Origin of the sequence: Escherichia sp. E10V10 (assembly GCF_004211985.1) — a bacterium.
GTDB lineage: Bacteria > Pseudomonadota > Gammaproteobacteria > Enterobacterales > Enterobacteriaceae > Escherichia.
Genome location: NZ_RHJO01000001.1, coordinates 415,475 through 433,071, shown reverse-complemented (window position 1 = coordinate 433,071; position 17,597 = coordinate 415,475). Strand labels below are relative to the sequence as shown.

18 protein-coding genes are annotated in these 17,597 nt (G+C 50.5%); 6 read left to right on the top strand and 12 right to left on the bottom strand.

The genetic code is table 11. The annotated features are described in order from the left end of the window. The first annotated feature begins 28 nt into the window (after positions 1–28). The 3 genes from D9736_RS01905 (at position 29) to yegS (ending at position 3,223) form a co-directional block, all read left to right on the top strand. Positions 29–361, top strand: a complete 333-nt coding sequence (locus tag D9736_RS01905; protein WP_064526966.1) for a YegP family protein — start codon at positions 29–31, stop codon at positions 359–361. 343 nt (positions 362–704) lie between these two features. Next, positions 705–2,066 carry a tRNA 5-hydroxyuridine modification protein YegQ gene (yegQ, locus tag D9736_RS01900; protein ID WP_000476029.1) on the top strand — a complete coding sequence of 454 codons (1,362 nt, stop codon included), beginning with the start codon at positions 705–707 and terminating at the stop codon, positions 2,064–2,066. Positions 2,067–2,323: 257 nt separating this feature from the next. Further along, a complete protein-coding gene (yegS, locus tag D9736_RS01895) occupies positions 2,324–3,223 on the top strand; it encodes a lipid kinase YegS (RefSeq protein WP_130257557.1) in 900 nt (299 codons plus the stop codon). Between the two features lie 81 nt (positions 3,224–3,304). Here the strand turns inward: yegS and D9736_RS01890 are convergent, their stop codons facing one another. From D9736_RS01890 to fbaB, 8 genes are all read right to left on the bottom strand, one after another. Then, positions 3,305–4,078: a DeoR/GlpR family DNA-binding transcription regulator gene (locus D9736_RS01890; RefSeq protein WP_205712905.1), complete on the bottom strand. Its 774-nt coding sequence runs from the start codon at positions 4,076–4,078 to the stop codon at positions 3,305–3,307. 105 nt (positions 4,079–4,183) lie between these two features. Continuing rightward, on the bottom strand, positions 4,184–5,224 hold the full coding sequence (gatD, locus tag D9736_RS01885) for a galactitol-1-phosphate 5-dehydrogenase (protein ID WP_130257556.1): 1,041 nt from the start codon (positions 5,222–5,224) through the stop codon (positions 4,184–4,186). Between the two features lie 48 nt (positions 5,225–5,272). Then, positions 5,273–6,628 carry a PTS galactitol transporter subunit IIC gene (locus D9736_RS01880; protein ID WP_130219344.1) on the bottom strand — a complete coding sequence of 452 codons (1,356 nt, stop codon included), beginning with the start codon at positions 6,626–6,628 and terminating at the stop codon, positions 5,273–5,275. Positions 6,629–6,631: 3 nt separating this feature from the next. Next, a complete protein-coding gene (gene gatB, locus D9736_RS01875; protein ID WP_033805236.1) occupies positions 6,632–6,916 on the bottom strand; it encodes a PTS galactitol transporter subunit IIB in 285 nt (94 codons plus the stop codon). A gap of 30 nt (positions 6,917–6,946) precedes the next feature. After that, a complete protein-coding gene (gene gatA, locus D9736_RS01870; RefSeq protein ID WP_000182899.1) occupies positions 6,947–7,399 on the bottom strand; it encodes a PTS galactitol transporter subunit IIA in 453 nt (150 codons plus the stop codon). Positions 7,400–7,408: 9 nt separating this feature from the next. After that, a complete protein-coding gene (gene gatZ / locus D9736_RS01865; RefSeq protein WP_130257555.1) occupies positions 7,409–8,671 on the bottom strand; it encodes a tagatose-bisphosphate aldolase subunit GatZ in 1,263 nt (420 codons plus the stop codon). Positions 8,672–8,699: 28 nt separating this feature from the next. Continuing rightward, positions 8,700–9,554, bottom strand: a complete 855-nt coding sequence (gatY, locus tag D9736_RS01860; RefSeq protein ID WP_130257808.1) for a tagatose-bisphosphate aldolase subunit GatY — start codon at positions 9,552–9,554, stop codon at positions 8,700–8,702. Positions 9,555–9,784: 230 nt separating this feature from the next. Beyond that, entirely contained in the window at positions 9,785–10,837 is a 1,053-nt protein-coding gene (gene fbaB, locus D9736_RS01855; protein WP_000129551.1) for a class I fructose-bisphosphate aldolase, read from the bottom strand. A 256-nt stretch (positions 10,838–11,093) separates the two neighbouring features. Between fbaB and D9736_RS01850 the strand changes: the two genes are divergently transcribed. From D9736_RS01850 to D9736_RS01840, 3 genes are read left to right on the top strand one after another with little or no spacing between them, the layout of a single operon-like run. After that, positions 11,094–12,371, top strand: coding sequence for a nucleoside permease (locus D9736_RS01850; protein ID WP_130257554.1), 1,278 nt, complete (start codon positions 11,094–11,096; stop codon positions 12,369–12,371). Then, entirely contained in the window at positions 12,368–13,372 is a 1,005-nt protein-coding gene (locus tag D9736_RS01845) for an ADP-ribosylglycohydrolase family protein (RefSeq protein WP_130257553.1), read from the top strand. The genes D9736_RS01850 and D9736_RS01845 overlap by 4 nt, the downstream gene beginning before the upstream one ends. Next, positions 13,369–14,334 (top strand): carbohydrate kinase family protein, encoded by a 966-nt coding sequence (locus tag D9736_RS01840; RefSeq protein ID WP_130257552.1) that lies wholly within the window; start codon positions 13,369–13,371, stop codon positions 14,332–14,334. The genes D9736_RS01845 and D9736_RS01840 overlap by 4 nt, the downstream gene beginning before the upstream one ends. On the opposite strand, the gene D9736_RS01835 is transcribed toward D9736_RS01840, so the two are convergent. The 4 genes from D9736_RS01835 to thiM all read right to left on the bottom strand — a co-directional run bounded on the left by D9736_RS01835 (position 14,308) and on the right by thiM (position 17,574). After that, positions 14,308–15,054 carry a GntR family transcriptional regulator gene (locus D9736_RS01835; protein ID WP_130257551.1) on the bottom strand — a complete coding sequence of 249 codons (747 nt, stop codon included), beginning with the start codon at positions 15,052–15,054 and terminating at the stop codon, positions 14,308–14,310. The two genes, D9736_RS01840 and D9736_RS01835, sit on opposite strands and share 27 nt — an antisense overlap. 51 nt (positions 15,055–15,105) lie before the next feature. Then, complete coding sequence (locus D9736_RS01830; protein ID WP_130257550.1) at positions 15,106–15,924, bottom strand: glycoside hydrolase family 25 protein; 819 nt, start codon at positions 15,922–15,924, stop codon at positions 15,106–15,108. Positions 15,925–15,988: 64 nt separating this feature from the next. After that, complete coding sequence (gene thiD / locus D9736_RS01825) at positions 15,989–16,789, bottom strand: bifunctional hydroxymethylpyrimidine kinase/phosphomethylpyrimidine kinase (RefSeq protein ID WP_130257549.1); 801 nt, start codon at positions 16,787–16,789, stop codon at positions 15,989–15,991. After that, positions 16,786–17,574 carry a hydroxyethylthiazole kinase gene (gene thiM, locus D9736_RS01820; RefSeq protein WP_130257548.1) on the bottom strand — a complete coding sequence of 263 codons (789 nt, stop codon included), beginning with the start codon at positions 17,572–17,574 and terminating at the stop codon, positions 16,786–16,788. Before thiM ends, thiD begins: the two co-directional genes overlap by 4 nt. Positions 17,575–17,597 lie beyond the last annotated feature (23 nt).

Here is a 17,597-nt window from a genome sequence, read left to right as displayed (position 1 = left end):
GATACGCAATTTCAAGCAAGGAGTCAATATGGCTGGTTGGTTTGAACTTAATAAGAGCAGTGATAATCAGTTCCGTTTTGTGTTAAAAGCGGGGAACGGAGAAACCATTCTCACAAGCGAATTGTATGCCTCAAAAGCCTCTGCGGAAAAGGGCATCGCCTCGGTACAAAGCAACAGTCCGCAGGATGAACGCTATGAGAAAAAGACGGCGAGCAACGGCAAGTTTTATTTCAATCTGAAAGCTGCCAATCATCAGATAATTGGCTCCAGCCAGATGTATGCTACCGCTCAATCACGCGAAGTCGGAATTGCCTCTGTAAAAACCAATGGCGTAAGCCAGACGGTAAAAGATAAGACTTAATCATTGTGCCGGGCGCGGATGACGCGCCTGGCTTTATTTCTAATAAACACTGGCTTATTGATGCTAAGGATCAATCCTCGCCATTAAAATAATGGGAGGATAAGTTTCATATTAGATGAAAGAATTTTTATTCTTCTTTTTGAACGCCACGTTATTTATTTCCTGCAAGTGCCGAAGAAATTATCGTTATTCGCATCCTTACCAAAACCAGGAGACGACCAGACATTTACACTGGAGCCAACCCCACCAATTGCGCTACAATGCCCGCCCTTAAAGTGGGGACACTCCCCTAACCGCTTCATCAGGTGAAGCGGATCTGACCTGTCATCAGAACGAGAGAATTATGTTTAAACCGGAACTCCTTTCCCCGGCGGGAACGCTGAAAAATATGCGTTACGCTTTCGCTTATGGCGCAGATGCTGTTTATGCGGGTCAGCCGCGTTACTCCCTGCGTGTGCGCAACAACGAATTCAACCACGAAAATCTTCAGCTCGGCATCAATGAAGCCCATGCGCTGGGGAAAAAGTTTTATGTCGTGGTCAACATTGCGCCGCACAACGCTAAGCTGAAAACCTTTATCCGTGACCTGAAACCGGTAGTGGAAATGGGGCCGGATGCGCTGATTATGTCCGATCCTGGGCTGATTATGCTGGTGCGTGAGCACTTCCCTGAAATGCCGATCCACCTTTCCGTGCAGGCTAACGCCGTAAACTGGGCGACGGTAAAATTCTGGCAGCAAATGGGCCTGACCCGCGTTATCCTCTCCCGTGAACTATCACTGGAAGAGATTGAAGAGATCCGCAATCAGGTGCCGGATATGGAGCTCGAAATCTTCGTTCACGGCGCACTGTGCATGGCCTACTCCGGTCGCTGCCTGCTCTCTGGTTATATCAACAAACGCGACCCGAACCAGGGCACCTGCACCAACGCCTGCCGCTGGGAGTACAACGTCCAGGAAGGTAAAGAAGATGACGTCGGCAACATCGTACACAAATACGAGCCGATTCCGGTGCAAAACGTTGAACCGACGCTGGGTATCGGCGCGCCAACCGACAAAGTGTTTATGATCGAAGAGGCCCAGCGTCCGGGTGAGTATATGACCGCGTTTGAAGACGAACACGGCACTTACATCATGAACTCGAAAGATCTGCGCGCTATCGCCCACGTTGAACGCCTGACCAAAATGGGCGTGCATTCGCTGAAAATCGAAGGCCGCACCAAATCTTTCTACTATTGTGCACGCACCGCGCAGGTTTATCGTAAAGCTATCGATGATGCCGCTGCGGGCAAACCGTTCGACACCAGCCTGCTGGAGACGCTGGAAGGTCTGGCGCATCGCGGCTATACCGAAGGTTTCCTGCGTCGCCATACGCATGATGATTACCAGAACTACGAATACGGTTATTCCGTTTCTGACCGCCAGCAGTTTGTTGGTGAGTTTACCGGTGAGCGTAAAGGCGACCTCGCGGCGGTAGCGGTTAAAAACAAATTCTCCGTTGGCGACAGCCTTGAGCTGATGACTCCACAGGGCAATATCAACTTTACCCTTGAGCATATGGAAAACGCCAAAGGCGAAGCGATGCCGGTTGCGCCGGGCGATGGTTATACTGTGTGGCTCCCGGTCCCACAGGATCTCGAACTGAACTACGCGCTGCTGATGCGTAATTTCTCTGGGGAAACCACGCGTAACCCGCACGGCAAGTGATTAATTTCAAGTATTTTTCCCAGATAGAAAATTCTTAGAAACCGATCACATACAGCTGCATTTATTAAGGTTATCATCCGTTTCGCTGAAAAACATAACCCATAAAATGCTAGCTGTACCAGGAACCACCTCCTTAGCCTGTGTAATCTCCCTTACGCAGGCTTATTTTTTTGCACCACGACTTTCATCCTGTTCTGACTCCACCTTCTCTTTTCTGCTCTACACTTTCTAAAGATCAATAATAAAGGCATACGACGATGGCCGATTTTCCCGCCAGTTTGCTGATTCTTAACGGCAAAAGTGCTGACAATGAAACATTGCGCGAGGCGATTATGCTGTTGCGTGAGGAAGGAATAACGATCCATGTACGGGTCACCTGGGAGAAAGGTGATGCCGCGCGTTTTGTGACTGAAGCGCGCCAACTTAGCGTCGCGACGGTGATAGCAGGCGGTGGTGATGGCACCATTAATGAAGTCTCCACGGCGTTGATTCAGTGTGAAGGCGATGACATTCCTGCTTTGGGAATTTTGCCGCTAGGTACAGCGAATGATTTCGCCACCAGCGTGGGGATCCCTGAGGCGCTGGATAAGGCGTTGAAACTGGCGATTGCCGGTAACGCTATTGCGATTGATATGGCGCAGGTCAACAAACAAACCTGTTTTATCAACATGGCGACGGGCGGATTTGGTACGCGCATCACCACGGAGACGCCAGAGAAATTAAAAGCCGCGCTGGGTGGCGTCTCTTACATCATTCACGGCTTAATGCGCATGGATACACTGCAACCGGACCGCTGCGAAATCCGTGGTGAAAATTTTCACTGGCAAGGCGATGCGCTGGTTATTGGTATTGGCAACGGGCGTCAGGCCGGTGGCGGTCAGCAGTTATGCCCAAATGCGCTGATTAATGATGGCTTGTTGCAGTTGCGTATTTTCACCGGAGATGAAATTCTTCCGGCCCTCGTATCCACATTAAAATCTGACGAAGATAACCCGAATATTATCGAAGGTGCTTCGGCGTGGTTCGATATACAAGCACCACACGAAATCACTTTTAATCTTGATGGCGAACCGTTGAGCGGACAAAACTTTCATATTGAAATACTTCCGGCGGCGTTGCGTTGTCGATTACCACCAGATTGTCCATTATTGCGTTAATCAAACTATTCTCTCTTGAACCAGGGAGAATCCGTAATGCCGGATGCGGTGTAAACACCTTATCCGGCCTACAGAACAATACTACACCGTAATTAATTTCACCCGTGTCTTCTGCAATGCCAGTTTATCGACCTCTGATACAGCATCATCGGTGATAATAATATCGATTTTTTCGATTGGCAGTACCTGATTAAATCCACGACGGTTAAATTTTGTTGAGTCGAGAACTGCGATAACTTTATTCGCCGCTGTCACCATAGCACCGCTAACGGAATAACCTTCATTAAAGGTCGTAATACCATTAACCGCATCAATCCCATCAGCACCCACAAACATTAAATCGGCATTAATATCCTGCAGGGAACGTTCAGCAATAGAACCATGCATAGATCGCGTTTTATGGCGCACCGTACCACCACAAACCACCAAAGTGATGTCTTTATTTTCAGAAAGGGCAAATGCAGCAGGAAGGCTATTGGTGATCACCGTGATATTTTTAGCAGTCATTAACCCTTCAGCGATAAGCATTGTCGTACTTCCGCTATCGAGGATAACCGTCATACCTTCGTGGATCATTTTTACTGCCGCCTGCGCAATTCTGTTTTTCGGTGCGCTGGCTAACTGAAATCGCTCTTTAAACCCGACTTCCTGCGCCTCGGTTTCACTATTACCGGACATTATTTTTGCCGCACCGCCATGAAAGCGCGTGACCACGCCTTTTTGTTCGAGAAAGCGCAAATCGGCTCGAATTGTCGCTTCCGATGCAGCAAATATTCCCGCCAGATCCTGAACAAGCACGGTTCCCTGTTCATTCACTAATTGGATGATCTTATTCCTTCGCTCGAATGAATTCATCGTCATTTACCCATATTCAATTGTGACTAGTGTAAACGAAGGGGGACCATTGGTGAATGATCTGTTTTGCACAATACCGGGCCAGCATCACGCTGGCCCACGGTTTCAGGGAATGAGCAACACTTTACCCAGCATGGTATTGCGAGCAATGTCACGCACCGCCTGGGCGAAGCTTTCAAAGCTTCCACGGTGAGCGATTAATGGCTCCAGGCTTAACTTACGTTCTGTCAGCAACCGGCTCGCCGTTTCCCACTCCTGCCCAGGCCACGGGCTGGAGTAGTTCATCCAACTGCCGATAACCGTCAGCTCTTTACGCAATATTTTGCCAAATGTCGCTGATGTTAAATGCAGATCCTGATGTAACGTTCCCACCAGTGCCAGTTGTGCGTAAGGTCCGGCGATTTCCACCCCCAGTTCGACGGTTTGCGGTACGCCTGCTGTCTCGAGGATAAGCTGGTTGAAGCGCAGTTCGCGTAAAACGCTCTGCATTTGCGCCGCGCTCATTTCGCTACTGTTAAATGTTTGCATAGCGCCGAAGGATTTTGCCAGTGCCAGTTTTTCTGGGCTAATGTCGATAGCCGTCACACTCTTTGCCCCCAGCGCGACAGCGCACTGAATGGCCAGCAGGCCAATGGTTCCGGCACCAATAATAATAACGTTTTTATTCTCGCAACCTTGCGCTAAATGGAAAGCATGCAGGCCAACGGTAATCGGTTCAATAAAAGCACCATCCTCAATAGGCATATCCGCGGGTAGTGGAAAAACATTTTTTCGCTTAACGACAATATATTCGGAAAATCCGCCATCACGTCGCGAACCAATAAAATCATATTTCGCACACTGGGAATAAAACCCTTTCAGACACTCCGGGCAATTAAAACAGGGTAATAACGGCACACAGGCAACTGCATCGCCAGGTTGTAAATCATCAACACCGGTTCCCACCGCATCAATATAGCCACTAAATTCATGGCCTAACGTTATTGGATAATAATGTGCACCATTTTTAAAAATTCTGGGCAAATCGGAACCACATACCCCCGAGCTGGCAATTTTTACCCGCACCTCATCCTGATGATTAATTTCAGGAATAAGTTTTTCTACAACGCGCACGATACCATCAGTATCATTCACCACTGATTTCATAAAAACTCCTGAGTTGTTAAGGGGGATATTCTCCCCCTCAGGTAAAAATTATTCTGCGATAGCGGCTTTCTCTTGTTTGGTAAAGCCGCGCGCTCTACGCCAGGTCATGAAAATACCGGTGAGATAAATGGCGCCGATAATAATGAAACCGGGAATATTTTGCGGGGAGAAAACCTGAATCAATAACCAGGTAATGGGAGAACCGCCTTGATCCATCGAAGCCACCATACCTCCGGCTTTTAATGCGCCCGCATTGGCAGCCAGTTGAGTGTGCAGACCAATAGTTTGCGTCGCAATCCAAAGGGTGATGCTCATGATGATGACGCCCGAGATTAAGGTGCGGAACAGGTTTCCACGATGCACGGCGACTGCCATCGCCACAAAGAAGCCAATAGTTGCAAGATCGCCAAACGGCAGCACCTGATTACCTGGGACACAAACAGCAATTAAAATGGTGAGCGGGATAAAAATCAGGCTTGCCGATACTACCGCCGTATGCCCCAGCAGCAATGCCGGATCAAGGCCAATCAGGAACTCCTGACCGCCGAACTTCGCCTGCAAACGGCTGCGAGCCTGCTTCGCAATAGGTGTTAAGCCATCCATGATGGGTTTAATCACCCGTGGCATCAGCAGCATGACTGCCGCCGTTTTTACCGCCAGTTGCAATACACCTTTGACATCGTAACCCGCGAGGATGCCGATAATCAGCCCCATCACAAACCCCACGGTGACAGGTTCGCCAAAAGGACCAAATTTGCGCTGAATATCGTCGGCGCTAAATTTAATTCGGTTAACGCCAGGGATTTTCTCGATAATGGCATCCACCAGTACCGCGATGGGTCCCAGATACGCCGACGTACCGTGTGGAATAGCAATGCCTTCCAGCTCAAAGAAATCACGGGTATCGCGGGCAAACCAGTCGCCGAGCTTATAAACAAACGCCGCGTGAATTACCACACCCGCCATCCCAATCATCCATGAACCGGTTGCCAGATGCAGCAACGCGCCGGTGAAGGTCATATGCCAGATATTCCAGATATCAACATTCACCACCCGCGTCATCCGGGTCAGTAGCATTGCCACGTTAACCAGAATCGCAATCGGAATCGCCACCAGCGCGATTTGCGACGCCCAGGTCATTGGAGATGATCCCGGCCAGCCAACATCGACCACATGCAGATTTAAGTCAAAATTTTCCGCCATCGCTTTCGCCGCTGGGCCAATGGAATCCAGCATTAAGCCAATCACAAGGCCAATGCCCACAAAGCCAATCCCGATATGCAGACCCGCTTTAAAGCAATCGCCTGCCTTCATGCCTAATATTTTAGAAAAAATAATGATGACAATCGGCAACATGACCGTAGGGCCGAGGTCGAGAATATAACGCATGACTTCTGAAAACATAGGTCACCCCTGTAAGATAGTCAGAATTTTATTTTGTAATGCTTCGATACCGACACCAGAAATAAAAGGCATGCCGTGAACTAACGGAATATCGCCAAAACTACGATCCACTTTGGCAGTGGTGCATATCAAATGCACGCCATCCATATAAGTTTCTATTTCATTAACCCGACACTGGATTAATTCAACAGGAATATTATGACTCTGACACAACTCTTTAATTTCTTCCGCCGCCATCGTAGAGGTCGCAACCGCGCCTCCGCAAGCGACAATAATCTTGCGTTTCATAAATAGTCCTTTTTATTGTTACAGAGGGATTTATTCGTCTGAATCTAAAACATACTTTGTGAAATATTCCTTTAACTGGGTTTCAGGAAGAGTGATTAGTGTCTCGACGATATCGGGCTGTTGTAACTTGCCAAATAAACAGCGTAAAAGTTTCAATTGCTGCTGCGGATTTTCCACAATCAACGCAATAACCAACGATACCGCCACGTCGTTATCATCATCCGCTTGCTGAAAATGAACTTTATTTGTTGGCCTTAACAGATAAATGGCTGACGACTTAGCATGAATCGCCTCACAATGCGGTATTGCAATGGCGTGCTGCTCAAGCATTATCCCGGTAGGGAATTCTGCTTCTCTGGCAATTAATGCCTGTGGCCAGGTATCATGAACCACACCTTTCGCGAGCATCTCATTACCGATATGGGTTAAAACTTCGCTACGATCGACAAAAGAAATTCCGCTACGAACAAACAGGTTAGTCATATGCCGTCCTCATTCCGCACAGCCGTAGCAATAGGCACGCAAAACATCATAAATTTTATCCATAATCAGCTGATGCGGTATTGCTGATAATTCCCCGGACTGAATGCGTTCAAATTGTTTGGGAAGATACTGACTAATCATGCCCAGTGGGATGTCCACACCTTCCAGATTCGCCATCATCGTTTCGACGCTATGTTTAATCCGGTTATGCGGCCAGTAATAACGAATACGATCCGAAAGACTATAACGAATATCCAATAATGAATCGTTAAAACCCGTACGATAATATTTCTTCCAGTACTGCGGTTCGTCGAACATCACTTCTTCAATTACCGCCAGGCAACCGCTGCGATTTTCGGGGGCAATAAGTTCCTTTTCAATTTGCGCCAGCGAAAATATCGCCTCGCGTAAAGCAAAGGTTAATGCCGGGCCGACTTTCAATATGGCAAAGTGATCGCGCACTAATTTCCGATAAGCCGTCCGGGTCTGATAATCGGTAGAATGTGCTTCATAAACCATTTTGGTGTTGATTATCCATTCAGCCAGCGCCTGCGCTTCTTGCGGCTGATAATGGATAATATTGCTGTGATCAAATTCCACGCCTGGCTGCACCACAATGGCAATCACGCGTGTTAACGCCTCAGCCAGACCACGGGCAATAAAGGCCTTTTGATGCGTACGTAAAGTATTGGCGGCATCTTCAACCTGGGTGATGTGTACTGACTGAATGGCGCTGGCCTCACCGCCCGGAACCGGAACTTCGGTGCCAATGACATAGCTCAGTTGCTCACGCTGGCAATCTGTCGCCACACTTTCCGCAGCAAAGCAAAGCACAGCAGCTCGTTCCGCAACCGTTTCTGGCGCTAACGGTATGGGATCCCCCGCGCAGGACATTGACGCATCAAGGTGAATTTTACTGAATCCCGCACGAACATATGCTTTTACCAGCTCAATGGATTTTTCCATCGCCACATCTGACTTTTCCTGCTGCCAGCAGTTCGGCCCCAGATGGTCGCCGCCGAGAATAATACGCTCACGTGCAAATCCGACTTTATCGGCAATCGCGAAAACAAATTCGCGAAAGTCCGCCGGTGTCATTCCGGTATAACCGCCAAATTGATTGACCTGGTTTGACGTTGCTTCAATCAGCACTTTGCGTGTGCTGTTGCGATCAAATGCCAGAGCCGCTTCGATAACCAACGGATGTGCAGAACAGACTGAACATATGCCGATATGTTCACCAGCTTTATGCCGGGCAATTAACGTTTTCATGTTTTTTCCTTGTTAAATGGCAGGTGCGTTATGCCCTGCCCTCGCAGCCACAATCGGCAATCACTTTGCTCACCACATCGCGCATTGCGGATTTAGCCGACTGCAAATAATCCCGGGGATCAGTCGCTTCAGGGTGCTCGGTCAGGTAATTTTTTAACGCCTGCGAGAAGGCATTTTTCAGCTCCGTTGCAACGTTGATTTTGCATATCCCCAGTTTGATGGTTTGCCGAATATCCTTAGTCGATAATCCTGACGCGCCATGCAGCACCAGCGGTAAGTTCACCCACTGGCGAATGTTCTCCAGTCGAGAAAAATCAAGCGCCGGTGCGCTGGCGTACATACCGTGAGCCGTGCCGATGGCAACCGCCAGGGAATCAATCCCGGTTGCCTCGGCAAATTCCCGTGCCTGAACGGGGTTGGTGTACAACGCATCAGCTTCATTGACTTGCACATCATCTTCCTGGCCGCCAAGTTGCCCCAGCTCCGCTTCGACGCTGACATCAAAGCGATGGCAGAAATCCACTACTTCTTTGACTCGAACAATGTTTTGCGCATAAGGCAGATGCGAAGCGTCAATCATCACCGAGCGCACGCCGGAGCGGACTTTCTGAGCTATATCTTCAAAATTAGTGTGATGGTCGAGGTGAATTGCCAATGGATGGTGATATTGCTTCGCCATCGCACTGACCAGCGCCAACAGATTTTCTGTACCAGCATGAGTAAATGTACCGGGCGTTCCAGCGATAATGACCGGTGCCTGCAGGTTGGCAGCGGTTTCCACCACTACTTGCATCGTTTCGAGATTGTGAATATTGAATGCAGGAACCGCGTAACCGCCGCGCTGCGCGTTGTTTAGCATCTGCTTTGTCGATACCACGTACATTTTCATATCCTATCGTTTATTTTCGATTTCAAAACATAATGAAATTATTTGTTTTTAAATGTCGAGATAACGATCACAAAAACGACAATATGAAAACCAATACAGGAATGAAGGCAAAAAAAACGGCCTCCCGGGGGGGGAAGCCGTAACAAAGTGCGCGTGTTTTTATGCCGGATGCGGCGTAAACGCCTTATCCGGCCTACGGGGCAGTGCTGTTCGTATGAAGCGTATCAGGCGATAGTAATTTTGCTATCGAGATAAACGTCCTGCACGGCGTTAATCAGTTTCACGCCGTCAGCCATCGATTTCTTGAACGCTTTACGGCCGAGAATCAGCCCCATTCCGCCAGCGCGTTTGTTGATGACCGCAGTACGCACCGCATCACTAAGGTCAGTTTCACCGCCCGCAGCGCCGCCGGAGTTAATCAACCCTGCGCGCCCCATATAGCAGTTAGCTAACTGATAACGCACCAGATCAATCGGGTTTTCGCTGGTCAGCTTGCTGTACACGCGATCGTCGGTGTAACCGTAATTAATCGCTTTATAGCCGCCGTTATTTTCCGCCATTTTTTGTTTGACGATATCTGCACCGATGGTCGCCGCCAGATGGTTCGCCTGGCCGGTCAGGTCGGCGGAAACATGGTAATCAACACCATCTTTCTTAAAGGCGGAGTTACGCAAATAGGCCCACAGCACTGTCACCATGCCCAGCTCGTGCGCACGTTCAAAGGCCGCAGAAATTTCTTCAATCTGGCGACGTGACTCTTCCGAGCCAAAATAGATGGTCGCGCCAACCGCCACCGCGCCCATGTTGAACGCCTGCTCTACGCTGGCATACAGCGTTTGATCGTAGGTGTTCGGGTAACTTAGCGTCTCGTTGTGATTAAGTTTGACGAGGAATGGAATGCGGTGCGCGTAACGCCGCGACACCGACGCCAGCACGCCGTAAGTTGACGCCACACAGTTGCAGCCCGCTTCGATCGCCAGTTCCACAATGTTCTTCGGGTCAAAGTAGAGCGGGTTAGCGGCAAATGAAGCTCCGGCAGAGTGCTCGACGCCCTGGTCAACCGGCAGAATAGAAAGATATCCTGTGCCAGCCAGACGCCCGGTGTTGTAGAGCGTCTGCATATTACGTAACACCGCTGGCGGACGATTATTGTCAATCATCACGCGGTCTACGTAATCATGTCCGGGGAGATAAAGCTGGTCAGAAGGAATAGTCATACAACGGTGCTGTAAAAGGTTGTCGGCGTCTTTGCCAAGCAACTGCGCAATATCTGTCATTACTATGCTCCCGTAAATTCCGATTGGATATCGGCTATGGATTGTCCTGGCCCACCTTTTGCGGGCAATCATAATCCTGGTCGTTACGGACGAGTTTTTCCATCTTTCGGCTGTTTTTTCAGCGTTTTCTGTTGGCACGATTCATCAGAAAAAGTGTTACAGCGGTCAAGCTTTCACCGTAAAGGTATTTAAAAGGTATTATTAAATGGTATTGTCAGCGCGTACCTTACATTACCTGTCATGAAGGAATTAAAAGATGAAAACAACAGCAAAGCTGTCGTTCATGATGTTTGTTGAATGGTTTATCTGGGGCGCGTGGTTTGTGCCATTGTGGCTGTGGCTAAGTAAAAGCGGTTTCAGTGCCGGAGAAATTGGCTGGTCCTATGCATGTACCGCCATTGCGGCGATACTGTCACCTATTCTGGTTGGCTCCATCACTGACCGCTTTTTCTCGGCGCAGAAAGTGCTGGCGGTATTGATGTTCGCCGGTGCGGTGCTGATGTATTTCGCCGCGCAACAGACCACCTTTGCCGGGTTCTTCCCGTTACTGCTGGCCTACTCACTGACCTATATGCCGACCATTGCGCTGACTAACAGTATCGCGTTTGCTAACGTCCCGGATGTGGAGCGTGATTTTCCGCGCATTCGCGTACTGGGGACTATAGGCTGGATTGCCTCTGGCCTGGTCTGCGGATTCCTGCCTCAGATGCTGGGATATGACGATATCTCACCGACCAATATTCCGCTGTTAATTACCGCAGGAAGCTCCGCATTGCTCGGTGCGTTTGCCTTATTCCTGCCAGACACGCCGCCAAAAAGCACCGGCAAAATGGACATTAAAGTCATGCTCGGCCTGGATGCGCTTATCCTGCTGCGCGATAAAAATTTCCTCATCTTTTTCTTCTGTTCATTCCTGTTTGCGATGCCGCTGGCGTTCTATTACATCTTTGCCAACGGTTATCTGACTGAAGTCGGCATGAAAAACGCCACCGGCTGGATGACGCTCGGCCAGTTCTCTGAAATCTTCTTTATGCTGGCATTGCCGTTTTTCACCAAACGCTTTGGTATCAAAAAGGTATTATTGCTTGGTCTGGTCACCGCTGCGATCCGTTATGGCTTCTTTATTTACGGTAGTGCGGATGAATATTTTACCTACGCGTTACTGTTCCTCGGCATTTTGCTGCACGGCGTAAGTTACGATTTTTACTACGTTACCGCTTACATCTATGTCGATAAAAAAGCCCCCGTGCATATGCGTACCGCCGCGCAGGGGCTGATCACGCTCTGCTGCCAGGGCTTCGGCAGTTTGCTCGGCTATCGTCTTGGCGGAGTGATGATGGAGAAGATGTTTGCTTATCAGGAACCGGTAAACGGGCTGACCTTCAACTGGGCCGGGATGTGGACTTTTGGCGCGGTGATGATTGCCATTATCGCCGTGCTGTTCATGATTTTTTTCCGCGAATCCGACAACGAAATTACGGCTATCAAGGTCGATGATCGCGATATTGCGTTGACACAAGGGGAAGTTAAATGAAAACAGAACGTATTCTCGGTGCTCTTTACGGGCAGGCGTTAGGGGATGCGATGGGGATGCCCTCCGAGCTTTGGCCACGCAGCCGCGTTAAAGCACACTTTGGCTGGATTGACCGTTTTCTGCCTGGACCAAAGGAGAATAACGCGGCCTGTTATTTTAACCGCGCCGAATTCACCGACGATACCTCAATGGCGCTGTGTCTGGCGGATGCGTTGCTGGAACGTGAAGGCAAGATCGATCCGGATCTGATTGGGCGTAATATTCTCGACTGGGCGCTGCGCTTCGACGCCTTCAACAAAAACGTGCTAGGTCCGACCTCGAAGATTGCGCTTAACGCCATTCGCGACGGTAAACCTGTTGCTGAACTGGAAAACAACGGCGTGACCAACGGCGCAGCGATGCGCGTCTCGCCCTTAGGTTGTTTGCTTCCGGCGCGCGATGTTGATTCCTTTATTGATGATGTGGCGCTGGCGTCCAGCCCGACCCATAAATCCGATCTGGCGGTTGCAGGTGCGGTAGTCATCGCGTGGGCAATTTCTCGTGCCATTGACGGAGAAAGCTGGTCAACGATTGTTGATTCCCTGCCTTCAATTGCGCGACATGCACAGCAAAAACGCATCACCACGTTCAGCGCCTCACTGGCGGCGCGGCTGGAGATTGCACTGAAAATTGTGCGCAATGCCGACGGCACCGAATCCGCCAGCGAACAGCTGTATCAGGTGGTTGGCGCAGGTACCAGCACTATTGAGTCCGTTCCATGCGCCATTGCGCTGGTTGAACTGGCACAAACCAACCCGAATCGCTGCGCCGTCCTGTGCGCTAACCTTGGCGGCGACACAGACACCATCGGAGCCATGGCGACGGCAATTTGTGGCGCGTTGCATGGCGTTAACGCTATCGATTCTGCATTAAAGACGGAACTGGACGCGGTAAATCAGCTTGATTTCAACCGCTATGCCACAGCGCTGGCGAAGTATCGCCAACAACGGGAGGCGGTATGAGCGGCGCTCGATTACACACGCTGCTGCCTGAATTAACCACGCGTCAGCCGGTTATGGTGATTGGCGCGGCGGTCATTGATGTGATCGCCGACGCTTACGCCCTGCCCTGGCGCGGGTGCGATATCGAGCTGAAACAGCAGAGCGTTAACGTTGGCGGCTGCGCACTGAATATTGCCGTGGCGTTAAAGCGCCTCGGCATCGAAGCGGGTAATGCCCTGCCGCTCGGTCAGGGGGTGTGGGCGGAGATTATTCGCAACCGGATGGCGAAAGAGGGGTTAATCAGCCTGATCGATAACGCCGAAGGCGATAACGGATGGTGTCTGGCGCTGGTTGAGCCGGATGGTGAACGCACGTTTATGTCGTTCAGTGGTGTGGAAAATCAGTGGAATCGCGAATGGCTGGCGCGATTAACCGTTGCGCCTGGCAGCCTGCTCTATTTTTCCGGTTATCAACTGGCCTCGCCCTGCGGCGAATTGTTAGTGCAATGGCTGGAAGAGCTGCAAGACGTGACGCCGTTTATCGATTTTGGCCCACGTATTGGCGATATCCCGGATGCATTACTTGCGCGGATCATGGCCTGTCGACCTGTCGTGTCACTCAATCGTCAAGAGGCTGAGATTGCCGCCGAACGTTTTGCTTTATCCGCAGAGATAACAACGCTTGGCAAGCAATGGCAGGAGAAATTTGCCGCGTCGTTGATCGTTCGTCTCGATAAAGAAGGTGCCTGGTATTTCAGCGACAACACGTCAGGCTGCGCTCCCGCATTTCCAACGCAAGTTGTAGACACCATTGGCGCAGGTGATAGCCACGCAGGTGGCGTACTTGCCGGGCTGGCCTCTGGTCTGCCACTGGCGGATGCCGTATTACTGGGCAATGCAGTGGCATCGTGGGTTGTCGGGAATCGCGGCGGTGATTGCGCGCCGACGCGCGAGGAACTACTCCTCGCACACAAAAACGTATAGATCGCTGCGACAGTGGCTGATGCTGTACTCAATAGGCCGTTGCTGTTGGTCAAGCGCCACTTGCTTGATCACCAGCACCGGTATTTTGCTATCTAACTGAATATGTGACTGAAACTCAGCATCCGGCATTCGGGCGCTAACGCGGGAACGCGTACGTTGTGGGTAAATGTGCTGGCTGCGGAAATAGTCATAAAGAGAAATTCCGATGGCATCAACATCATGAATTAAATGCACCGGAACCCACGATTCCTCAATGGATACCGCGTCTTCATCGACATAGCGAATACGCTTAAGCAAAAAGACATCACTGCCCGCTTCGACCGCCAGTTGCTGCGCCACCTCTTCAGGGCATTTAACCACTCGCTTGTTAACCCACAGCGTATCGGGCTTTTTCCCGCGCAACACCACCTGTTGAGAAAATCCTCGCGCTTCTTTCAACGAGTATTCAAAGATGTTGTTGATCTGCGTGCCGTAGCCACGCGAACGTGTCACCACGCCCTCTTCTTCCAGCGCCTGCATCGCCTTGCGCACCGTAATACGCGAAACGCCGGTTAACTGACTTAAATCACGCTCGCCGGGTAAAATATTGCCATGTTCCAGCACCCCGCTGCGCACGGCATTTTTTACCGTTTCGGCAAACTTAATATAAAGCGGCGTGTTGTCCGCCGCTAAAATACGCTCATTCAGTTGAGCAATAAGCTGGGTATGCGCTTGTTCCATTTGTCTTTTTCCTGCCGGGGAGTCTGGAGGAAGTATATCACTGCTGGTTATTTAAGGCGTTTCTTTAATGCCATCAACGAAAGCCTGCAACTCCTCCGCCTTGCCATTAAACACATTAAAATCCACTGGACCATTAATGCCATCTACCTGTCCACGGTCGGAATGCTGCCAGAAGCGCCAGGCCATGCCGTCATTGTCCGGACGACGTTGATAATAGTGCGCCACCCACCACGGATACTCATTGAAATACCCCGCCAGATTCGTGTGATAAAACACGGCTCCGGAGTAAATAATCGGCTTTTTCCCCGTGCTTTTTTCGACCATTTTTAGCCACTGACTTACCCGTTTGCGTAATTCTTTTGCCGATAATTTTCCTCGCTCTTCTACGTCCAGCACGGCAGGGAAATCGCCGTGGGCAAAATCCACCGTTTGCAGAAATAATCTGGCCTGAACTGAAGCGGATACCGACGGAGAAAAATAGTGATACGCCCCACGCAGCAGGCCATTTTCACGGCTTCTTTGCCAGTTGCGCGAAAAATACGGGTCAACCAGCTTTTCACCTTCCGTCGCCTTGATAAAGGCAAATTGCAAACGAATACCGTTGTCGCGCATTTTTGCTACACGCTGCCAGTCGATCCGCTCCTGCCAGCGTGAAACATCAATACCATGAATGGTGTAATTGGCAGGGATACGAATATCAAAAGATTTGACCGGGCGATAACCATAAAAGTGGATGTAGTCTTTAATCTGAATTGCTGTCGAATAGAAAAAATTCACCGTCTGACGGGGATGAATCGCAACGATGGAAATTAGCCCCAGAGCGCATATCAAAGCGGTGAATTTTTTTCGACTGGCGATTCTTAGCTGCATTGGTTTCATCCCTGAATGTCAGCGCCAAAGACTGACAATAACCAAAGCAGCTATACTACGGTGCTCACCACCAGGCGTGGAAGTGGTGAACCGGACCAATCCCGTGGCCAACTTCCAGCGTGTCGGCCTGGGCTAACGCCGCAGAAAGCCAGCTTTTTGCCTCCTGTACGGTGTCAGCCCAGTTTGTATGGCGCGGGCGTAGTGCAGCCAGCGCCGCAGAGAGCGTACAACCAGTGCCGTGGGTGTTTTTGGTCATAATGCGCGGTGCGGTAAACCGTTGTTCACCCTCGCGGGTAAACAGCCAGTCCGGGCTTTGCTCATCATCCAGATGACCGCCTTTCATCAGCACTGCGCCACAGCCCATCGCCAATAATTCACGTCCCTGTTCCAGCATTTCCTGTTCGTTACGCGCGTGTGGCGCGTCGAGCAAGGCAGCAGCTTCGGGCAAGTTTGGCGTTATTAATGAAACCTGTGGCAATAATCGACCGCGCAGCGTGGCAACCGCCGAAGGTGAAAGCAGTGGATCGCCACTTTTTGCCAGCATAACGGTGTCGAGTACCACGTTTTGGATCTGATAACGTTGCAGCCGTTCTGCCACCGCTTCAACAATATCGGTTTCCGCCAACATACCGATTTTAGTGGTGTCGATACGAACATCGCTGAACACCGAATCGAGCTGGGCGGCGACAAAATCAGGCTCAATGCGATACACCGACTGCACGCCACGGGTGTTTTGCGCCACCAGTGCAGTAATAACTGAGCAACCATAAGCGCCAAGTGCCGAGAAGGTTTTAAGATCGGCCTGAATCCCCGCACCACCACTCGGATCAGTACCGGCAATCGTCAGAGCGTTAATTCGTTTCATACCTGCACCTCCTGCGTCAGCTGCCAGAGCGCATCAAGGAAATGTGGAACAAAACTGCCTGGCCCCTCGCTTCTGGCGACGGCGCGTTCTCCGGCTTGTTTCATCCAGTGACAGGCAGATGCGGCATTTCCCAGCGTATCGCCTGGTAACGCACTACAGGCAGCGACAACCGCCGATAATGCACAGCCAGTTCCCACCACTTTGGTCATTAACGGATCGCCGCCGTGAATGCCAACGGTGCGACGACCATCGGTAACATAATCCACCTCGCCAGTGACCACGACGATTGCGCCAGTTTCCCGTGCCAGTGTTTGTGCAGCGGGTATCGCATTAGCTGCGGCGTCAGTGGTATCCACTCCCCGTCCACCATTAGCAACGCCAGCTAATGCCATGATTTCCGAAGCATTACCACGTATGGCGCTTGGTTTAAGAGACAGGAGTTCCAGACAAAAACAGCGGCGATAATCGAGCGCACCAACCGCAACCGGATCAAGCGTCCAGGGCGTTTGTGATCGTGTTGCCTGTTCAACGGCAGCACGCATCGCCTGCGCACGTGGCTGCGTCAATGTGCCAACGTTAATCAACAAGGCACTGGCGATGGCCGCAAACTGACTGGCCTCTTCGGCTTCGATAACCATCGCTGGCGATGCACCGAGCGCCAGTAAGGTATTGGCAGTAAAGGTTTGCACCACATCATTGGTCATGCAGTGCACAAGGGGAGAGTGTTGGTGAAAGAGGTGTAACGCGTGCGCAGATTGCGCGGAACTCAGCAGGTCGACTTGCATAGTTTGCTCCTGCCATAACGTGA

What these genes read in the sequence shown, in the direction of transcription:
- D9736_RS01905 (WP_064526966.1), top strand. Translation starts at nt 29, where the DNA reads ATGGCTGGTTGGTTTGAACTTAATAAGAGCAGTGATAATCAGTTCCGT.
- yegQ (WP_000476029.1), top strand. Translation starts at nt 705, where the DNA reads ATGTTTAAACCGGAACTCCTTTCCCCGGCGGGAACGCTGAAAAATATG.
- yegS (WP_130257557.1), top strand. Translation starts at nt 2,324, where the DNA reads ATGGCCGATTTTCCCGCCAGTTTGCTGATTCTTAACGGCAAAAGTGCT.
- D9736_RS01890 (WP_205712905.1), bottom strand. Translation starts at nt 4,078, where the DNA reads ATGAATTCATTCGAGCGAAGGAATAAGATCATCCAATTAGTGAATGAA.
- gatD (WP_130257556.1), bottom strand. Translation starts at nt 5,224, where the DNA reads ATGAAATCAGTGGTGAATGATACTGATGGTATCGTGCGCGTTGTAGAA.
- D9736_RS01880 (WP_130219344.1), bottom strand. Translation starts at nt 6,628, where the DNA reads ATGTTTTCAGAAGTCATGCGTTATATTCTCGACCTCGGCCCTACGGTC.
- gatB (WP_033805236.1), bottom strand. Translation starts at nt 6,916, where the DNA reads ATGAAACGCAAGATTATTGTCGCTTGCGGAGGCGCGGTTGCGACCTCT.
- gatA (WP_000182899.1), bottom strand. Translation starts at nt 7,399, where the DNA reads ATGACTAACCTGTTTGTTCGTAGCGGAATTTCTTTTGTCGATCGTAGC.
- gatZ (WP_130257555.1), bottom strand. Translation starts at nt 8,671, where the DNA reads ATGAAAACGTTAATTGCCCGGCATAAAGCTGGTGAACATATCGGCATA.
- gatY (WP_130257808.1), bottom strand. Translation starts at nt 9,554, where the DNA reads ATGTACGTGGTATCGACAAAGCAGATGCTAAACAACGCGCAGCGCGGC.
- fbaB (WP_000129551.1), bottom strand. Translation starts at nt 10,837, where the DNA reads ATGACAGATATTGCGCAGTTGCTTGGCAAAGACGCCGACAACCTTTTA.
- D9736_RS01850 (WP_130257554.1), top strand. Translation starts at nt 11,094, where the DNA reads ATGAAAACAACAGCAAAGCTGTCGTTCATGATGTTTGTTGAATGGTTT.
- D9736_RS01845 (WP_130257553.1), top strand. Translation starts at nt 12,368, where the DNA reads ATGAAAACAGAACGTATTCTCGGTGCTCTTTACGGGCAGGCGTTAGGG.
- D9736_RS01840 (WP_130257552.1), top strand. Translation starts at nt 13,369, where the DNA reads ATGAGCGGCGCTCGATTACACACGCTGCTGCCTGAATTAACCACGCGT.
- D9736_RS01835 (WP_130257551.1), bottom strand. Translation starts at nt 15,054, where the DNA reads ATGGAACAAGCGCATACCCAGCTTATTGCTCAACTGAATGAGCGTATT.
- D9736_RS01830 (WP_130257550.1), bottom strand. Translation starts at nt 15,924, where the DNA reads ATGCAGCTAAGAATCGCCAGTCGAAAAAAATTCACCGCTTTGATATGC.
- thiD (WP_130257549.1), bottom strand. Translation starts at nt 16,789, where the DNA reads ATGAAACGAATTAACGCTCTGACGATTGCCGGTACTGATCCGAGTGGT.
- thiM (WP_130257548.1), bottom strand. Translation starts at nt 17,574, where the DNA reads ATGCAAGTCGACCTGCTGAGTTCCGCGCAATCTGCGCACGCGTTACAC.